The organism is Pseudomonas sp. HK3, assembly GCF_052920985.1.
Map to the genome: position 1 here is coordinate 380,033 of NZ_JBREXD010000003.1, position 17,249 is coordinate 397,281.

Annotated in this window: 19 protein-coding genes; 7 read left to right on the plus strand and 12 right to left on the minus strand. The window is 41.5% G+C overall.

Annotated elements, in window-relative coordinates; all coding sequences use genetic code 11:
- Positions 1–2 precede the first annotated feature (2 nt).
- Both ACU6U9_RS17140 and ACU6U9_RS17145 read right to left on the minus strand, forming a co-directional pair.
- Positions 3–749 carry a methylated-DNA--[protein]-cysteine S-methyltransferase gene (locus ACU6U9_RS17140; RefSeq protein ID WP_446736218.1) on the minus strand — a complete coding sequence of 249 codons (747 nt, stop codon included), beginning with the start codon at positions 747–749 and terminating at the stop codon, positions 3–5.
- A gap of 43 nt (positions 750–792) precedes the next feature.
- Positions 793–1,557, minus strand: a complete 765-nt coding sequence (locus ACU6U9_RS17145) for an SDR family oxidoreductase (protein WP_446736219.1) — start codon at positions 1,555–1,557, stop codon at positions 793–795.
- A gap of 202 nt (positions 1,558–1,759) precedes the next feature.
- Here ACU6U9_RS17145 and tnpA point away from each other — a divergent pair, with 202 nt between their 5' ends.
- The 3 genes from tnpA to tnpC are packed head-to-tail and all read left to right on the plus strand — an operon-like array spanning position 1,760 to position 3,965.
- Positions 1,760–2,053, plus strand: coding sequence for an IS66 family insertion sequence element accessory protein TnpA (gene tnpA / locus ACU6U9_RS17150; protein ID WP_446736220.1), 294 nt, complete (start codon positions 1,760–1,762; stop codon positions 2,051–2,053).
- The gene (gene tnpB / locus ACU6U9_RS17155; RefSeq protein ID WP_446736221.1) at positions 2,040–2,396 is read left to right on the plus strand and encodes an IS66 family insertion sequence element accessory protein TnpB; all 357 of its coding nucleotides are present in this window, start codon (positions 2,040–2,042) and stop codon (positions 2,394–2,396) included. Before tnpA ends, tnpB begins: the two co-directional genes overlap by 14 nt.
- Before the next feature lie 21 nt (positions 2,397–2,417).
- Positions 2,418–3,965, plus strand: coding sequence for an IS66 family transposase (gene tnpC, locus ACU6U9_RS17160; protein WP_446736222.1), 1,548 nt, complete (start codon positions 2,418–2,420; stop codon positions 3,963–3,965).
- A gap of 409 nt (positions 3,966–4,374) precedes the next feature.
- On the opposite strand, the gene ACU6U9_RS17165 is transcribed toward tnpC, so the two are convergent.
- From ACU6U9_RS17165 to dcd, 7 genes are all read right to left on the minus strand, one after another.
- Positions 4,375–4,698 carry a hypothetical protein gene (locus ACU6U9_RS17165; RefSeq protein WP_446736223.1) on the minus strand — a complete coding sequence of 108 codons (324 nt, stop codon included), beginning with the start codon at positions 4,696–4,698 and terminating at the stop codon, positions 4,375–4,377.
- A gap of 43 nt (positions 4,699–4,741) precedes the next feature.
- Positions 4,742–5,161 carry a hypothetical protein gene (locus tag ACU6U9_RS17170; protein WP_446736224.1) on the minus strand — a complete coding sequence of 140 codons (420 nt, stop codon included), beginning with the start codon at positions 5,159–5,161 and terminating at the stop codon, positions 4,742–4,744.
- A 556-nt stretch (positions 5,162–5,717) separates the two neighbouring features.
- Positions 5,718–6,035: a hypothetical protein gene (locus tag ACU6U9_RS17175; protein ID WP_446736225.1), complete on the minus strand. Its 318-nt coding sequence runs from the start codon at positions 6,033–6,035 to the stop codon at positions 5,718–5,720.
- A 188-nt stretch (positions 6,036–6,223) separates the two neighbouring features.
- The gene (locus tag ACU6U9_RS17180) at positions 6,224–6,370 is read right to left on the minus strand and encodes a hypothetical protein (protein ID WP_446736226.1); all 147 of its coding nucleotides are present in this window, start codon (positions 6,368–6,370) and stop codon (positions 6,224–6,226) included.
- A 156-nt stretch (positions 6,371–6,526) separates the two neighbouring features.
- Positions 6,527–7,147, minus strand: coding sequence for a LysE family translocator (locus ACU6U9_RS17185; protein WP_446736227.1), 621 nt, complete (start codon positions 7,145–7,147; stop codon positions 6,527–6,529).
- Between the two features lie 84 nt (positions 7,148–7,231).
- Positions 7,232–7,858, minus strand: a complete 627-nt coding sequence (locus ACU6U9_RS17190) for a LysE family translocator (RefSeq protein ID WP_446736228.1) — start codon at positions 7,856–7,858, stop codon at positions 7,232–7,234.
- Positions 7,859–8,254: 396 nt separating this feature from the next.
- Complete coding sequence (dcd, locus tag ACU6U9_RS17195; RefSeq protein WP_446736229.1) at positions 8,255–8,845, minus strand: dCTP deaminase; 591 nt, start codon at positions 8,843–8,845, stop codon at positions 8,255–8,257.
- A 93-nt stretch (positions 8,846–8,938) separates the two neighbouring features.
- Between dcd and ACU6U9_RS17200 the strand changes: the two genes are divergently transcribed.
- Complete coding sequence (locus ACU6U9_RS17200) at positions 8,939–10,966, plus strand: GNAT family N-acetyltransferase (protein ID WP_446736230.1); 2,028 nt, start codon at positions 8,939–8,941, stop codon at positions 10,964–10,966.
- A 97-nt stretch (positions 10,967–11,063) separates the two neighbouring features.
- On the opposite strand, the gene apbC is transcribed toward ACU6U9_RS17200, so the two are convergent.
- Complete coding sequence (gene apbC / locus ACU6U9_RS17205; protein ID WP_446736231.1) at positions 11,064–12,149, minus strand: iron-sulfur cluster carrier protein ApbC; 1,086 nt, start codon at positions 12,147–12,149, stop codon at positions 11,064–11,066.
- Between the two features lie 194 nt (positions 12,150–12,343).
- Here apbC and ACU6U9_RS17210 point away from each other — a divergent pair, with 194 nt between their 5' ends.
- Both ACU6U9_RS17210 and metG read left to right on the plus strand, forming a co-directional pair.
- Positions 12,344–12,487: a hypothetical protein gene (locus tag ACU6U9_RS17210; RefSeq protein ID WP_446736232.1), complete on the plus strand. Its 144-nt coding sequence runs from the start codon at positions 12,344–12,346 to the stop codon at positions 12,485–12,487.
- A gap of 184 nt (positions 12,488–12,671) precedes the next feature.
- Positions 12,672–14,705 carry a methionine--tRNA ligase gene (gene metG / locus ACU6U9_RS17215; protein ID WP_446736233.1) on the plus strand — a complete coding sequence of 678 codons (2,034 nt, stop codon included), beginning with the start codon at positions 12,672–12,674 and terminating at the stop codon, positions 14,703–14,705.
- A 101-nt stretch (positions 14,706–14,806) separates the two neighbouring features.
- On the opposite strand, the gene ACU6U9_RS17220 is transcribed toward metG, so the two are convergent.
- Complete coding sequence (locus tag ACU6U9_RS17220) at positions 14,807–15,358, minus strand: hypothetical protein (protein WP_446736234.1); 552 nt, start codon at positions 15,356–15,358, stop codon at positions 14,807–14,809.
- A gap of 207 nt (positions 15,359–15,565) precedes the next feature.
- Positions 15,566–16,537 (minus strand): discoidin domain-containing protein, encoded by a 972-nt coding sequence (locus ACU6U9_RS17225; protein WP_446736235.1) that lies wholly within the window; start codon positions 16,535–16,537, stop codon positions 15,566–15,568.
- Between the two features lie 408 nt (positions 16,538–16,945).
- Between ACU6U9_RS17225 and ACU6U9_RS17230 the strand changes: the two genes are divergently transcribed.
- Complete coding sequence (locus ACU6U9_RS17230; protein ID WP_446736236.1) at positions 16,946–17,167, plus strand: hypothetical protein; 222 nt, start codon at positions 16,946–16,948, stop codon at positions 17,165–17,167.
- Positions 17,168–17,249: the final 82 nt, after the last annotated feature.

The following is a 17,249-nucleotide window of genomic DNA, read 5'->3' on the forward strand; positions in this document are numbered from 1 at the left end:
CCCTATGACATTGGAATTAAAAATGCCACCGGATTACGACCTATTGCTGTCCCTACTGCTCTTGACGCTTTTGGTCTATCAATACTCTCAGCCATTGCACCATAAGTAGAAACCGTACCCAAAGGGATTTTCAGCAAGCTTTCCCACACCTTTAATTGGAAATCCGTACCCTTGAGATGCAATTTAATTTGATCAAGCTGCTGCCAATCTTTTTGAAAAATAAGTAACGCGCTCTGTTGAAATGCATCCACCACTTGGTGGTATTTAGCATTAGGAAAGTGAGCTTTCAAATTAGATAGTGCTTGAGCTTCATCCTCTTCAAAACACATTTGGCATATGCCTTTGGCTGTAGAAGCTACGATCAGTTTTCCGAACGGGCTATCAGCAAAGCAGTAGTTGATCACAAGATTTTCGCCCCCGTTTTTAAATTCTCCTGGGGTCATGCCTTCAATATTGACAAATAAATCATGTAATCGGCTTGTACCGGATAATCCTGCTTCATAAGCGGTATCAAGTAACGTTGATTGGTTGTCTTTTAATAATTGCTTGGCATATTCAATACTTAAATAATGAATAAACTTTTGAGGGCTAACACCCGCCCATTGCGAAAACAAACGCTGAAAGTGGAAAGCGCTTAAACCAACCACACCGGCAATTTCATTTAAAGATGGCTGATCTTTGAAATGCAACTTTATATAGTCGATAGCAGCTGCAATACGCTCATAGTTTATGTGTTGAGTATCAGCCATTTTTTAACCTTTTTTACATTCGTTGTGCATATCAACAATTTATTTAAGTCTTATTAATAGACACACCACCATCAACCAGCATAGCAGTGCCCGTTGTGAAACTTGAGTCATCCGAAGCAAGATATAGCGCCGATTTTGCCATCTCTTCTGGTGCAGCGGTACGCTTTAGGGCATGTATTTGCCTAACAAACTCAACCACTTCCGGTGCAGTGCCAAATTCTTCCGCCATTGGTGTATCTGTTCCGCCGGGCACCAACGCATTTACCCGAATGGCATGAGAGCCATATTCAGTGGCCAGCGCTTTAACCAAGCCAATCACCCCTGCTTTACTCGCCGCGTAAGCGGCCTTTTGTGGCATCCCTATTGTGTGCCCCACAAATGAGGAGGTAAAAATAAGAGAGCCACCGGATTCTAGCATGGTGGGTATCTGGTATTTAGCACCTAAAAACGCGCTATTGAGATTTGTGTTAATGGTATCATTCCATGCTTCTAGCGTGATATCGGGTGTTGAGCCAGAGGCACCCAGTGTACCGGCATTATTAAATGCAATATCAAGGCGACCATATTCCTGTATAGCAAGATCAACCAATGCCCTAGCGTAATTCTCCTCCACAACATCACCAGCTAATGCGATGGCGCTACCACCTAATTGCGTGATCCGTGTGACTAGCGCATCTAGTTTTTCTTGGCGCCGGGCTGCAATAATGACTTTTGCGCCTTCTTTTGCGAATAGCCTTGCTGTCGCATAGCCAATACCTGAGCTTGCACCAGTAACAATCGCGACTTTATTTAATAATCGTCCCATCATCAATTCCTATTTGTTTCATGATGTGAAGACTATAAATACAGGGCTCTATTTCTTCGACCCGAATCTTGCTAAATATAAAACATTAGCTTCTATCTTTTACGTCTAAAGAAAGGCCTCACTAGTACGTAAGCGCTCAATAAACCCCAACTTACAACGCCAATTTCTCCATCGCATACTGCCCTCAAATCATTGAGGGCAAGCCATGAGCAACATCGAACACTGGAAAACAGTAATCGCCGAATATCAATCCAGCGATCTAACCCAAAAAGTATTCTGCCAACAGCGCAATATCAAAATCCATACTCTGCATTATTGGCTTAAAAAACTTCGAGAATCAGAAACACCTAGCACTGCATTCATTCCTTTTAAGGCTTTAGAATCAAAATCTGAGTCCTGCATTCAAATTGGTCATGCTCGCCTCACTCTAGATTCTAGTGAGATACCGTTCTTATTATTAGAGCTTGACCGCGTAGGTTTACTTTATGATCCGACCTAGCAAAAGCACTCAAGCGTATTTATACACAGGCACCGTGGATATGCGTAATTCTATCGATGGCTTGGCTGCGCTAGTTGAAAATAATTTAGAGCTAAACCCCATGCAGGATGCGGTATTTGTCTTTTGCAATCGCAGTCGAGATAAAATAAAAATCCTTTACTGGGAGAAAAATGGATTTGTGCTCTGGTATAAGCGCTTAGAGAAACAAAAATTTAAGTGGCTGAAGGATATTTCATCCACTCCCTGTGAGATTTCAGGCTATCGCCTCAATCAACTGCTTGATGGTTTGAATATTTTCAGTGGTAAACCTCACCAATCGCTATTTTATGAAAACTTAAACTGATGTTTTGGTATAATCCAATGCATGAAAACACTGGATAAAAATCAACTTCCTGATGATGTTGAAGTTCTCAAGCAACTGCTGGTTGATCAGCACGGGCATATTCAGCGCTTAGAAGAAATAGTCAAACTTTTCCAAGGTAATCGATTCGGTAAAAGTAGCGAAAAATCCCCTGATCAAGCCGAGCTGTTTGACGAAGCGGAAGTTGAAAGCACCGACGAAGCGGATTTAAATGCTTTTGGTGCTGCCGATATTGAAATTGAACAAGCCACCTCAAAAGAAAAAACAAAAAAGAAATCCGGCCGCAAGCCTCTTCCAAAAGAACTTGAACGCATTGTGATTGAGCATGACATTAGCGAAGAAGCAAAAATATGTGACTGCGGATGTCAAAAAACACACATTGCTGACGAAGTCAGCGAACAGTTGGATATTATTCCAGCGGTGGTTCAGGTATTACAACATCGTCGTAAAAAATACGCCTGTAAAACGTGCGAAGGTAAGATGCTGGTTGCCGATTTACCGGCGCAACCCATTACAAAAAGCAACGCCAGCCCTGGCTTGCTTGCTCATATTGCTGTGGCCAAATACCAAGATGCCTTACCACTTTATAGAATGGAAACGATTTTTAATCGTCTGGGCATTCATTTACCACGAAACACTCAAGCTAACTGGATGATCAAGTGCAGCGAACTGCTGCAACCGCTTTACAATGTACTAAATGATCAATTTTTATCCAGTGGTTATATCCACATGGATGAAACCCCCGTTCAAGTATTAAAAGAACCAGATAAAAAAGCAGAAAACAAAAGTTACATGTGGGTCAGGCTCTCTCAATCAGGAACGGGCGATCCCAACCAAAGAATAATTCTATTCGATTACGCCAGCAGCCGAAGGGCGGATGTGGCGCAATCACTGCTGCCTGATTTTAAAGGCTACCTGCAAACCGATGATTACGCAGGCTATAATGCCGTGGCCCGTTCAAAGGACATTATTCAACTAGGCTGCTTCGCACACGCCAGGCGAAAATTCATCAATGCACAAAAAGTCGCTCCGAGCAAAAAAGGCAAAATTAGCAAAGCCGACATGGCTGTGCAAATGATCGCAAAGCTATACGCAATAGAAAAAACCATAAAAGATAACAGCACGGAAGAGAAATACCAAGCTCGACAAGAAAAGAGCAAGCCGCAATTAGAAAAAATAAAAGCATGGCTAGATAAAACCCTACAAAACACTTTACCAAAAGGCAAAACAGGTGAAGCCTTATCCTACATGAGCAAAAACTGGCAAAAGCTCACCGAGTACATAAAAGACGGCCGCTTAAATATCGACAACAACCCAGTAGAAAACGCCATCCGACCATTCGCCATCGGCCGAAAAAACTGGTTACTCAGCGATAGTCAAAAAGGCGCTAAAGCCAGCGCTATGCTTTACAGCATGATCGAAACGGCAAAAGCCAATGACCTTGAGCCCTATGCGTACTTGAAAACGGTTTTTACAAAATTGCCTCAAGCGAAATCCCTTGAAGATATTGAGGCGTCGTTGCCGTGGAACGTGGATTTACTCAATAGCTAGTTGGGGTTTATTGAACGCTTACACTAGTACTGGATATTCACACTTGTAAGGTAAAGTGAGTACAAAGTTAATATGTAAAACCTTACAGCGGAATTTATAGGTTAGACAGATGGCTTTGTAATATATAACTCAGGGATTTATGATAGGAATGGAATGAATTTATTTCACAAAGAATGCAATCTTAATATTTCCGTCTAACACTTGAAGTTGAATGTCTATTTCTACAACCTTTATTTTTATTTACATATATAGTAGAACACCACCAACTGATGAGTATCGCTTTCAAGCATTATTATTGCTGCATTTACACCGTAAAAGACTACTTTTTAATAGTAAGCTGAAGCACAGAATAGACCTAACACAGCACACTCGAACAAGTGATAAAATAACAAGCCTAGCCATAATATGTTTATTTAAATGCATAGGACTCGTATTTTATTACAAATTCTTTTGCTGCATCTAATGTTTCAGGATATGGGACTGATTCCGTTGAATTTTTCACTGGACGAATTTTCTGAAACCTAAAACCATGTTCAAATAAAAACCTTATCTTTTTCCACTGCTTCATATGGTTTTTCTTTGGTGCTTTAAAATGCCTTCCAAAATTATAAGCAAGCCCACCACAATCTGAACACTTCAGTTCACTAGGGCACTCTTTGGCAAGATTAAACTCACGCTTAAACGACTTTCGGCAATCTAAGCATGCAAATGCCATGTTATATGGTGTCGGCATTAGGCTCCCTCATACAAATTACCCACTCTTACTTTATTCTCTTTTAATCTCGAAAACTGAACAAACCAACTTCATCAATCAAAGGTTTCAATATATCTATAGAATTAAGATTTTTACACCAAAGTATATAGGTGTAATCCCAATCTTCAGTGATTATACAATCAAGAGCTGGAATGAATATTCTAGTAAATTCAGCCGAGGTTTTATTTTTTGACTCATCATGACTAGATAACAACTCTATATTAGTAACTTGAATAAAGGACTCTGTTTCAAAATCCACTACTTGAACTTCATGAGCTTGAGAAATTCTACGTATAAAATTACTAAACCGCTCCCACTCACAGACTGTGACTTTATCAAGCTTATGAAGATCACCTTCTCCAAGCCAGCCATCAAAGATACTTATAAACGTTTTTGTGTATTCAGGCTTAACTTCACCACCTTCAAAATAGTTACTATACATATAAACCTAAAGTCACAGGATACTCCGTAAAAACTGAACAAAGTGTCAGGTCACACAACTCATACTTAATATTGTTAACAGAGAGAAATGTAAATCTCACCATCGATTACCCCCTCTGCTCTGTATATTGCGATCTCTCCAGTTTTATTTAGCAACAACCAACCACCCTCCCATGGAGCCTTATTATACAGATCTATCATGGATAACGAAGAATCATTACCAACTACGTTTGCACAATATAAATCGCCCGGCTGATTCAAAAAACCACTTTGAAAGTTGCTCGTAAAAAAGCCTCTATCGAGACATTTGATAAAATCATGACTCAAGGACTTAGAAAACTTCATACACCCTTTATTGCTAGATAAGAACCCAATATACCGATCACGCTTACCTTTAACCAAAGCATTATTTAGAAATACTCTTAAGCCATCACTAATATTCAATTTTCACACTCACACCATAACTTATGCCAGTAGGCGGCCCAGAATACTAATATATTGGTAGCACCATTAAGCGATCTATTCAAAGCATCGGAACAACAATTAAAGGCTTAACCTTATTCGACTTGATTAATTACACCTTGCACCTGCCACTCAAGTTCGTCTTGATTGCAAAAGTAATTATCAATAACACCATATTCAATAAAGGATGAACGATTAAAACCATCTTCAATGTCATTAAACCAAATAACAGTTAAACCTATTAATGCTACCACCCAAAAACCAGCCCCCTCATTTGCATATGGATCTTGCCTCCATTTTACAGGGGGGATTTTAATCGCATCCCACATGCGTCGCTGTTTGAGATTCATTCGTTCATACGAAGTATTTATCGTATCCAAAATTTCCAATTCAGATATAGGTGTCCAATTCATTTTATATCCCTTAATAACACCTGAAAACATAGACTATGAAGCATGCTAAATATTTCTTCATCTACTCATGGGTTCATTAAATAATATTAACAGCACAGGTCTGAGTGCTCACTTTTTCCATGGATAGTTATTCTGTTTTTCTGCTCTACATATAGAGAACACTTTGGGTCTTTAATTGCGATCAATTGTCATGTTTTAGAGCCAGTTAATTGAATTTCAATCTCAGAATCTTGAGAATTATTATTAAGGTGTATCTCACTTGCTAATAAACCACGAATAGGAGGTTCGGATAATTGATCATCTTCACCCTTTAAGTTATAGAGCCACCAACTCATCTGCAAGCGCAATGGCTTTTACAATACACAACTAGTTCTATCACCCTACTAAAATCAATGCGAATTTTCTAATTTAATTTATACATCACAACAAAAAACGCACTGAGATGGAATATCCCTGCACATCCTGACTGCCAATCATAATAAGCTTATGCTTTATTTTTGCGTAAGAATCATTGAGCTAAAATAAATCATAGCTGAGCCTGCTATTCGTTGAACCCAACGCCCAATATTTGTATTTTTAGCCGATGTTTTTATTATATTTATTGCGTACGTTACCCCTACAAACCAGAAAAATATAATAGCGGCATGTATTGCAACCAAAAGAAACGCCAACCCGTACGAAAAGTTAGCAGGTGATATGAATTGAGGGAAAGCCGCCAAATAAAATATAGACACTTTAGGGTTTAGAATTTGAGTTATAAAGCCTTCATTAAAATACCCTATTCCCTTTCTTTTTTTACCCGATAATGCTTCTGCTTCACTAATAGGTGCTTTATAAGAGCTGATAATTGCTTTTGCCCCCATATAGAACAAATACCCAGCGCCTAGTATTTTTACGGCTAGAAATAGTTCAGCTGATTGCATCAATAGCGCAGAAAGACCAAATATTGAAAATGCACCATGAAAAAACGTTGCCGTCGTCAACCCGAATATATTCAAAATTGATGGCGTACGCCCTTGTGATGATGCTGTTTTTAATATTAATACACCATTCGGGCCAGGTGAGATAACCAAAAGCAAGGCTATTAAGCCAAACGTTAATACTTCACTCATTAGTATTTATCCTCAATAATTTACTCTAATAAACATATGTTTAGCGGCTGATTAAGTGATTCGGTTAGCCCATTATAATTAAATTTATCTTTCACTTATAACTAATTTAATAGCTAAACCGACAAATACAGTACCCGCTATTGTATTTATGATTTTTTGAGCACGATCGGAATGCTTCAACCATTCCCCAAGAAAACCAGCTGACCATGCAATCAGGCAAAAAATGCAAAGTGCCGTGACGATAAACAAGCAACCAAAAACAATCATTTGAACCGAAACCAAACCGACGGAAGGGTCTGCAAACTGAGGTAAGAACGCTAAAAAAAATATCGCAACTTTAGGGTTAGTTATATTCATGACGACGCCACGTAAATATAGCTGCTGCCAACTAGCTTGCACATTCGGCACCTCACTCGTTTTAACGGCGCCCGATCTGAATGCTTGCCATGCCAAATACAGCAGGTACACCGCACCTATAACTTTAAGCGAATTAAACGCAAATTCTGACGTTTTAAAAATAGTGGCCACACCCAGTGACACAGCAGCGGTATGAACCAATAAGCCCGTGCATAAGCCAAGGGTTATCAATACACCTGCTTTTCGCCCATTTATAGCAGACTGTGTTAGAACAAATATATTGTCGGGGCCTGGTGACAATGACAGCGCGATTGATGCAATCACAAATAAACTAATCGTTTCTATTGGAATCATCCGTTTATCCTATGAGGCCTAACGTCGTAAGCTGGCAGTGTGTTTAGGTAAGTATTTGATCATTAATTTTTTCATATCGCCCTCATTATATTTATTAATCGCAATGACGTTTATTCAGCCTTAATTCATACTCGCTCTTACTTTACCCATCCCTAGGAGGCTATAGTAAAGCAGAAGCACTGATGCCATTACTTTTTAATCTCGTAGTTTGCATTGTCAATTATCATCTTAATCTGCCTACGGCCATAACACGTTAATCATTCGGATGCTCATTCTGCATGATTTGTTTTTTCTGAACCAGAAAACAAACATTACTCATGAATACAGCAAACACAAAAAAGCCCACATCAGCGGGCTTTAGTTTTAGCACTATTAACTACCCTGCTAAATCAAAAACTAATCATCACCCATGCGCGATGAAATAGCACCTTGCTGATTGCGATATTTAGCATTCTCACGCAAACGATACGGGCGCTGTGCAGGGCTTGATAATGTCTCGAACGATAACGCACAAATAATCATTTCTGGGCGCAGCGCTAATGGCATCTTACCAAGGTTGTAGAATTCTAATACCACCTGCCCTTTCCAACCGGGGTCAATTCGCCCTGCGGTTACGTGCACCATTAAACCTAAGCGCGCCAAACTTGAGCGGCCATCTAACCAGCCTACTAGGTCATCTGGAATTTCAACCGATTCTAATGTTGAGCCCAACACCAATTCACCTGGGTGAATAAATAGTGCATCGTCGGCATTATTACCGTCAATGGTGATTTCTTTACCCATTACGCGGTCGATATTTTTGTTTAACTCATCACGATCACCCGATAAATCTAAAAACGGTACCGAGTTATTACTAAATACGCGAAAGCTATTCGCCAAACGTAAATCGACACTGATACCCGAAATCGCCTTTTGATCCGGTTGCGGAGTCAATTTAATATGGCCACTTTCTAGTGCCGCTTCGATATCACCATCACTTAAACGCATGCAAAGCCTACAAACTTAGTTACAATTGGGGCGGATTCTAGCAGATTCTATAAACCCAGTAACAGGTAATCCCCCTTTATTATGCAGTCATGGTTGTCACAGCTTTCCGCCAACAATAAAGCACGCCAACATAGACAGGTGATTTGGCTGGCCGGTGATCATCATTGGGCTTGGCAACTGCTTAATCCTTGGCTGTGCGGGTTTAAACACAATATCTATGTAGGTCAGGCGGAACTTAAACACGCTTACCTCACCTGCACTAAGGCGAGTAAGCCCAATACACTATTGGGCTACGAGAGTGATAATGTGGTATTTGATGCTCACCACGGTTTATTCCCAGATGCCCTCACTGCCATAAGCGGCACCCTATTGCCCGGCGGTTTTTTGTTTTTGCTAACGCCCCCATTAAAAGATTACCCCCTATTTAGTGATGAATTCGCCAAAGGGCGCACCAGCTTAGGGTATGAAGATCAATGCAATAACGAGCACACAATTAAGCGTTTATTAAGCTGCGCAGCTCACCACAACGTACTCATGCTTGAGCAATACAATCCGAAAAGTCTGAACGAACTACTCGATACCGTCAGCACATATCCCAGCAATAAATATATAAGCACAAAAACACATATTAATGCCAATTTAGAGCAGAAAAGTGTATTTAAACGCACATTAGAAAGCATCAACTTTGCAACTAAAATCAGTAATTCGGCAGATAAAAGCGCTAAATCAAGTCAATCGTTTCACGTGATCACCGCTGACCGCGGGCGCGGCAAATCACACCTACTGGGCATGCTGGCCGATTCATTGATAAACTCATCAGAAGATAACGGTATAAACTATTATATATGTGCGCCTAATAAAGCATCCACCAGCTCGGTTTATAAGCATTTGAGCGAAGCCACTAAACATACTTTGCAGTTTGTCGCGCCGGAGCGTCTGATGGACTCCGCCAACCCAGGCGACATTGTGTTCATTGATGAAGCCGCCAGCTTGCCCATTGGCCAGCTAATGCAGTGGAGTCAGCACTTTAAGCACCTTATTTTGGCCACCACCACTCATGGTTACGAAGGCACTGGCAAGGGCTTTCAAATTCGTTTTTTTCAGCACCTTAATCAACTGGCCGCCGATAGCGAATTCACATGGCAACAACACACCCTGACTGAGCCCATGCGCTATAGCAAAGACGACCCTGTCGAGAGCTGGCTATTCGATGCATTTTGCCTCGACAGCGAACCTTCTGCCCTTGCCTTTTCACACACAGAGCTCAAGCAAGCGTTTAATGCACTGACTGTCATGCATTTAACCAAGGATACCCTAAGCGAATCGCCGGCATTGCTTAAGCAAGTCTTTGCGCTTTTGGTACAAGCGCATTATCAAACCAAACCCAGCGACCTACGTGATTTACTCGACGCGCCAGGCCTGCATTTATTTGCACAGATGATCACCCTTAACAATACGCAGCATGTTATCAGCGTGTGCTTGTTTAATGACGAAGGGCCAATTGCTAATGGCCCAAGCTCCCATGAAAATTTACACCAAGATATATTAAACGGTTATCGCCGACCAAAGGGTCACTTAATGCCGCAGGTAATGACTCATCATATGGGCGCATTAAAGGCATTGGATTTAAAGGGAGCGCGTATTGTACGCATCGCAACACTTGAGAATATTCAGCGCTGCGGCCTAGGCAGCGAGCTTTTAAAAGCGGTTACGCTGCACTGCAAGCAACACCAATACGATTATATTGGCTCTAGCTTTGCTGACACAAAAGATGTGCGCCATTTTTGGTTTAAAAATGAATTCAAACTAATACGCCAAGGCAACAAACAAGATAAAGCCAGCGGTACGCAATCGGCTTTGGTTATGTATGGCCTAACCACACAAGGGATTAAACTAGAGGAAGACAACGTTCACTTTTATGAACGTCAAACCTTGCCTATTGAAAGCGTCGAAGATTTAAAGCCAACCGAAACACAATTGCTCAATGCTTTTTTAAAGCACAGTGGCAGTTACGAAACCGCTAAAGTGATATTAAAAAGAATAAACGGTTTTGATTTGGTATTACCTAAAAAAACAAGCAAAGAATTAAAGCAAGAGATTAAAGAATGGCTATCTCAGTAGTACGCTCATGAGCAACCACTACAAACATCGGGCACACATGCGTTAACAATAAAAATAAAGCAGCCCAGTTTCACATAGGCTGCCCTTTAAAAGGCAATCAATCGTCTGAGATTTGAATCGCAGGAACAACATCACTGCTTAGCAAACTTAAACTTGCTGCCATGTTACGCGCCACACTGCGATACATGGTCGATACCTCAGAATCAGGGTCATCCGCGACAACCGGCAAACCACTATCAGACTGCTCGCGAATATACTTTGATAACGGCAACGCCCCTAGTAATTGAGTATTAAACTCCTCTGCAATTCTATCACCACCGCCCTCACCAAATATGTGCTCAGCATGCCCGCAATTACCGCAAATATGCATCGACATATTTTCTACTACGCCCAACACAGGGATATTCACCTTACGGAACATCTCAATGCCTTTTTTGGCATCCAGCAGTGCAATGTCTTGCGGGGTTGTCACGACTACCGATGCAGAAACAGGCACCTTTTGACTTAAGGTTAACTGAATATCACCGGTGCCCGGCGGCATATCGACAATCAAGTAATCCAAGTCGTCCCATAGCGTCTGGGTAATGAGCTGCTGTAACGCGCCACTCACCATAGGGCCACGCCATACCATAGGGGTATTGTCATTTACCAAGTATGCCATCGACATAGATTGAATCCCGCAAGCAACCACCGGCTTAAAGAACTTCTCTTGCTCGGTTTCTGGGCGGGTGCCTTCTTTAACCCCTAGAAGCATACCCACTGACGGGCCATAGATATCCGCATCCAACAAGCCAACGCGCGCGCCGTCTGCCGCAAGCGCTAACGCCAAGTTCACAGCCGTTGTCGATTTGCCCACACCACCCTTACCAGACGCCACCGCAATAATATTCTTCACATTAGCGATGCTCGCTAAATTCTCATGGGCTTTATGGGATGTCACTTCCCAGCTGATATTCACTTGCGAGTCGTTAATGCCCTCTATGTTTTCAATGGCATATTGCAACATTTGTGAAATGCCATTTTTTAGGTGCTCACTTGGGTAAGCCAATTGAATATCGACTTCGGCTTTATCACCAATCACTTCGATACGTTTTACCGCACCCGCCGCAAATAAATCCATATTCAAATATGGGTCGTGGTAACCCTTTATGGCATCTTCAATAGCCGTTTGAAACTCAGACATATAAACCTTCCCAAACAATAACCTAGTAACTGGGTCGGATTTTACATTTTTAAAAGACGCAGGTCACTGTAAACAAAGTGTGACGCACGCAACACACTTAACCGATCGATAAGCCACAAAAGGACTCTTGCTAGACACGCCACAATCAAGGGCATAACCTAAAACACCACAATAAGATCAATCAGGAGACATCGATGAAATTATGGATTGCATTATTAGGCGCCTTTTTAGTATTAAATGGATTAATGGAAGTAGCCGACCTTAGCTTCAAATACGACCACTTAGTAAGCGGTGCCCTGTCTCTTGTGGCTGGTATCATGGTTTTCGTTCAAAAGTAATTGCGCGATAAACACACTAAGCTGCCACCTGACACGGATGGCAGCCCTTAACTGCCACTCCCTTTGCCCATAACTTTGGTTTTTACCGATTCAAATCAGGCCTGTAGCCACTACAGACTCTGCGTAAACCCTGCTATTATGCGCCGCTATTATATTTAAACGATTTACCCTGAGAACTCATCTTATGTCTACCCGTCGGATCCTTGTAACCAGCGCCCTTCCTTATGCCAACGGCCCTATCCATTTAGGCCACATGCTGGAATACATTCAAACCGATATCTGGGTGCGCTTTCAGCAATCCCGTGGCAATCAATGCAGCTACGTATGCGCTGATGACGCACACGGCACCGCCATCATGCTACGCGCTGAAAAAATGGGCGTTACTCCAGAAGAACAAATCGCGGCCGTACAAGCGGACCACGAAAAAGACTTCGCCGATTTTTCAATTAAATTTGATAACTACGGTTCAACCCATAGCGAAGAAAACCGTGAGATTTCAAGCCTGATTTACAACAAACTATTTGAAAACGGCCATATTGCGGTACGCGGTATTAAGCAGCTATTCGACCCAGAAAAAGAAATGTTCTTAGCCGACCGCTACGTAAAAGGCGATTGTCCTAAATGCAAAACACCCGACCAATATGGCGATAACTGTGAAAACTGTGGCGCAACCTACAACGCAGCCGAGCTTATCAACCCTAAATCGGTTATGTCAGGCGCAACACCTGTTGAAAAAGAATCCGAACACTTCTTTTTTAAACTACCTGAATTCCAAGCTTTCCTAAAAGACTGGACCCGCTCTGGCACCTTACAAAACGAAGTGGCCAACAAACTCGCCGAATGGCTAGACAGCGGCCTACAAGAATGGGACATCAGCCGTGACGCTCCTTACTTTGGTTTTGAAATTCCTAACGCGCCAGGCAAATACTTTTACGTTTGGTTAGACGCGCCTATCGGCTACATGGCCAGCTTCAAGCAATTATGCGAGCGCACCGATTTAGAGTTCGACGACTACTGGAAACCAGGCAGCGACACCGAGGTGTATCACTTCATTGGTAAAGACATCATCAACTTTCACGCCTTGTTCTGGCCAGCCATGCTACACAGTGCTGGCTTCCGTACACCAAGTGCGGTTTGGGCACACGGCTATGTAACGGTGAACGGCGCTAAGATGTCTAAGTCTCGTGGCACGTTCATTAAAGCCCGTACCTACTTGAATCAGTTAGATGCAGAGTACTTACGTTATTACTACGCTGCCAAACTGAACAACCGCGTTGATGACTTCGATTTGAACCTTGATGATTTCTCCCAGCGCGTAAACTCCGACCTAATCGGCAAGGTCATCAACATTGCCTCACGTTGTGCGGGCTTTGTGAAAAAATCCGGTGGTAAGTTAGCAGCTGAATTGCCAGACGCGCACATCCTTGAAGATGCCGTGGCCAAAGGTGATGTGATCGCACAATATTTTGAAGACCGTGAGTACAGCAAAGCCATCCGTGAAATTATCGCCCTTGCCGATATCGCAAACGAATACATTCACGAGAAAGAGCCTTGGGCACTGGCCAAGCAAGAAGGCAAAGAAGCCGAAGTATTAGGCATTTGCTCACTGGGTATTAACTTGTTCCGCCAACTCGTAACCTACCTTACACCGGTACTGCCAAACTTAAGCGCAAGCGTTGCGCAGTTCTTACAGGTTGATGACTTAAATTGGGATTCGCGCAAAGCCCCTTTGCTTGACCATGAAATTACCAAGTTTAAAGCATTGATGAACCGCATCGAAAAAGACAAAGTAGACGCCATTGTTGAAGCTGAAAAAGCCGACGCCGAAGCAGAAGCGGCTGCAAACCCTGCAACTGAAAGTGCAGCTAGCCTGAGCGAACCATTAGCAGATGAAATCGAATTTGATGACTTTGCAAAAACTGATTTACGTATCGCTAAAATTGTTTCAGCCGATTACGTAAAAGGCGCCGGTAAGTTACTGCAACTCACATTGGACATTGGTGAAGGCAAAACACGTAACGTATTCTCAGGCATTAAAGCCGCCTACAACCCAGAAGATCTAACCGGAAAATTAACGGTGATGGTCGCCAACCTAAAACCACGCAAAATGAAATTCGGCATTTCAGAAGGCATGGTTTTAGCGGCAGGCCCTGGTGGTAATGAGCTTTGGTTACTTGAACCTCACGAAGGTGCCCAGCCGGGTATGCGGGTAATGTAATTTCAAATTATACTCAAAAATAATTTAAACACCTTATAACCCCAATTGTTAATCTCTAGCACTGGGGTTTCTAAATAAAATAGAAACCCCTGATCCAAGCATCAATTAAAGTAGTAACTCATAAAAAGATTACCAGATGGTACCGATAGGCTTGTACGATTATAGCTTCTACCATCATAGTAACTAAGATGAACACCAACAGAGCCACCAATACTAATGGCCTCAGATATAAATTTCTCTATGCCATATCCTGCAAAAAGTCGATAAGAACGTGCATCGTTATCGGAAAGTTCATGAGATATACTCAATCCACCATCAATAAAGTTTCTTATTTCATTATCATTCAAATAAAACCTTCGACCAATTGTTATCGTTAAATCATGTTCGGTTCCTCTATTACTGTAATCAGAGTCCTTTTCTGATATTGAATAATTTACGCCATAAAACAAATTGCTTTCTGTATGCCTTATCGTAACCCCACCCCCACCAACTGATACTACTTTTGAGCACCCACCCATATCATTTGCTTGCACAAGCCCACAACAAGAAACGCTAATCACGACAACTAACTTAGAAATAAAACTCACTATTTTCATACCCACAATATGGATACTGCTATACCTAAAAATCAGGTTTTTAGGTATTTTCTTCATAACATGATATTTCAATTAATGTTTAATAACTCTATCAATTATTTTTCAAATATTTGATTTTTTAAACATGAGTGTCATATTTAGTTTTTTTCTTATTTAGTTTTCCAATGATTTAAACGGACTACTGCTGAGTTTGATTCTGTTTGGGTTGAATATTAATTAATCGAATAAGGCCTCAACTCACACGAGTTGAGGCATTTTTTTACGCTAGTTTGCGCAGCTCATTAACGCAATGTCGCTCAATGAAAGCATCACGATGGGTGCCCGAGCATCGTTGTCCTCAGTAAAATAGACACGGTATTTTGAGTAGCTACCAGGATATGTGACGGCGTAGGTTCTGGATTCAAATCCTTGCCAGTTTGTTTGATTTTCTCTGTAGTCCAGTTGCAGCCATTGGTATCCATTCCAGCCTTGTAGTTCGAATGATTTTGGGGCTCGTGAAGTGATCGAACCGTTTGCGTAGGTTAATGTATATTCCACTATCTCGGTGGCTTGCTGTAAATCATATTCGATAGTGGTAATGCTGGGATAGACAGCAGATAGCCAAAAGGTGGATAAGTTATCATCGAAGGCGAGCCAAGGGTAATAGCTTGAGTAATGACTAGAAGCATTAAGCTGTGGGGATGCATCGGTCAAATAAGGTACTTTGCGCTCGGTTTCTGTACAGCTGCACGTACGCAGTTCTAGTTCTCCAATGGACAGCACGACTATATTGGGGCGGTCATCATTGTCATCAAAGACATACAGCCTGTATTGAGAATAGCTACCTGGATTCGCGACTGCATAGGAACGTTTTTCACTGGACTGCCAGTTAGTTTCATTTTGCCGAATATCGACAGGCACCCAACTGGCGCCGTTGAATGCTTGTAGCTCCCAGTCTTTTGGCGCTCGTGTGGTGACGGTACCATTCGTAAAATGAATTGTATATTGATCTACTTGTGTAGGTTGATTGAAAAAATATCGCACCCACGCATCGTCGACAAATCCTCCAGAGAGCCACATGGTGGATGGATTATTATCAAACACTTGCCATCCTCGGTAATGATCCATTAAGTAATTAGATGATTCATCAATAATGTAATTATTGGCTTCTGTATGCAGAGGCACTGCATCTTCGCAAATGGTTGCCCAGCTACATGTCGTGCTTAGCATGAGCAGTCCTGTTATAAATCCTTTCATTTTTATGTCTCCTCGTCTTTCAGAACAATCTTTCCATTAGAAATAACTCTGCTAATTATTTAGCTTATTAAGGCCTATTTCTATTGGGTACAATTGAAAAGTAAATCACGATTGAGGGTATGAAAAGTCAAAGGCAACACAAATTTAAAATAATCTAACGTTCTAAGAAAGCTGTTCATTACAGATATATAGTGCAATTTAGGGTTTTTTATATTGGAATATATGCACTTCAACTAATCGTTAGACCTATATTCGCGTTTATAATATTAACCAAGATATTCATACTAAGAAAATAAGAAAATATGCCTAGTCCGTCCATGTCTAAATCTACATTCGTTCGTCATTTAAAACCTTATTCGTATTTAACCATCCAGCCTTTAAATAGATGATCTCGTTAAAGAAAATATTATGCCCAAGCCAAGAAAAGAGCAGGTTTGTTTAGACGCCACGTCCTACTATCACTGCGTATCACGCTGCGTGCGTAAAGCCTTTCTATGTGGTGTGGATTTTACAACGAACGAAAGCTACGAACATCGCCGCGCTTGGCTTGAGAATGAAGTATTAAAACAAGCTCAATTTTTTATGATTGATGTCGCCGCCTATGCCATCTGTCAAATCACTACCATGTAGTTTTACACATTAATAAAAAAGCAGCTGATAACTTGTCTTTCGAATGCGTCATTGAGCACTGGCATCAGCTATACAAAAAATT

What these genes read in the sequence shown, in the direction of transcription:
- ACU6U9_RS17225 (WP_446736235.1), bottom strand. Translation starts at nt 16,537, where the DNA reads ATGAAAGGATTTATAACAGGACTGCTCATGCTAAGCACGACATGTAGC.
- tnpA (WP_446736220.1), top strand. Translation starts at nt 1,760, where the DNA reads ATGAGCAACATCGAACACTGGAAAACAGTAATCGCCGAATATCAATCC.
- ACU6U9_RS17190 (WP_446736228.1), bottom strand. Translation starts at nt 7,858, where the DNA reads ATGATTCCAATAGAAACGATTAGTTTATTTGTGATTGCATCAATCGCG.
- ACU6U9_RS17185 (WP_446736227.1), bottom strand. Translation starts at nt 7,147, where the DNA reads ATGAGTGAAGTATTAACGTTTGGCTTAATAGCCTTGCTTTTGGTTATC.
- ACU6U9_RS17220 (WP_446736234.1), bottom strand. Translation starts at nt 15,358, where the DNA reads ATGAAGAAAATACCTAAAAACCTGATTTTTAGGTATAGCAGTATCCAT.
- ACU6U9_RS17145 (WP_446736219.1), bottom strand. Translation starts at nt 1,557, where the DNA reads ATGATGGGACGATTATTAAATAAAGTCGCGATTGTTACTGGTGCAAGC.
- ACU6U9_RS17140 (WP_446736218.1), bottom strand. Translation starts at nt 749, where the DNA reads ATGGCTGATACTCAACACATAAACTATGAGCGTATTGCAGCTGCTATC.
- ACU6U9_RS17165 (WP_446736223.1), bottom strand. Translation starts at nt 4,698, where the DNA reads ATGCCGACACCATATAACATGGCATTTGCATGCTTAGATTGCCGAAAG.
- tnpB (WP_446736221.1), top strand. Translation starts at nt 2,040, where the DNA reads ATGATCCGACCTAGCAAAAGCACTCAAGCGTATTTATACACAGGCACC.
- ACU6U9_RS17180 (WP_446736226.1), bottom strand. Translation starts at nt 6,370, where the DNA reads ATGAGTTGGTGGCTCTATAACTTAAAGGGTGAAGATGATCAATTATCC.
- dcd (WP_446736229.1), bottom strand. Translation starts at nt 8,845, where the DNA reads ATGCGTTTAAGTGATGGTGATATCGAAGCGGCACTAGAAAGTGGCCAT.
- ACU6U9_RS17210 (WP_446736232.1), top strand. Translation starts at nt 12,344, where the DNA reads ATGAAATTATGGATTGCATTATTAGGCGCCTTTTTAGTATTAAATGGA.
- apbC (WP_446736231.1), bottom strand. Translation starts at nt 12,149, where the DNA reads ATGTCTGAGTTTCAAACGGCTATTGAAGATGCCATAAAGGGTTACCAC.
- tnpC (WP_446736222.1), top strand. Translation starts at nt 2,418, where the DNA reads ATGAAAACACTGGATAAAAATCAACTTCCTGATGATGTTGAAGTTCTC.
- ACU6U9_RS17170 (WP_446736224.1), bottom strand. Translation starts at nt 5,161, where the DNA reads ATGTATAGTAACTATTTTGAAGGTGGTGAAGTTAAGCCTGAATACACA.
- metG (WP_446736233.1), top strand. Translation starts at nt 12,672, where the DNA reads ATGTCTACCCGTCGGATCCTTGTAACCAGCGCCCTTCCTTATGCCAAC.
- ACU6U9_RS17175 (WP_446736225.1), bottom strand. Translation starts at nt 6,035, where the DNA reads ATGAATTGGACACCTATATCTGAATTGGAAATTTTGGATACGATAAAT.
- ACU6U9_RS17230 (WP_446736236.1), top strand. Translation starts at nt 16,946, where the DNA reads ATGCCCAAGCCAAGAAAAGAGCAGGTTTGTTTAGACGCCACGTCCTAC.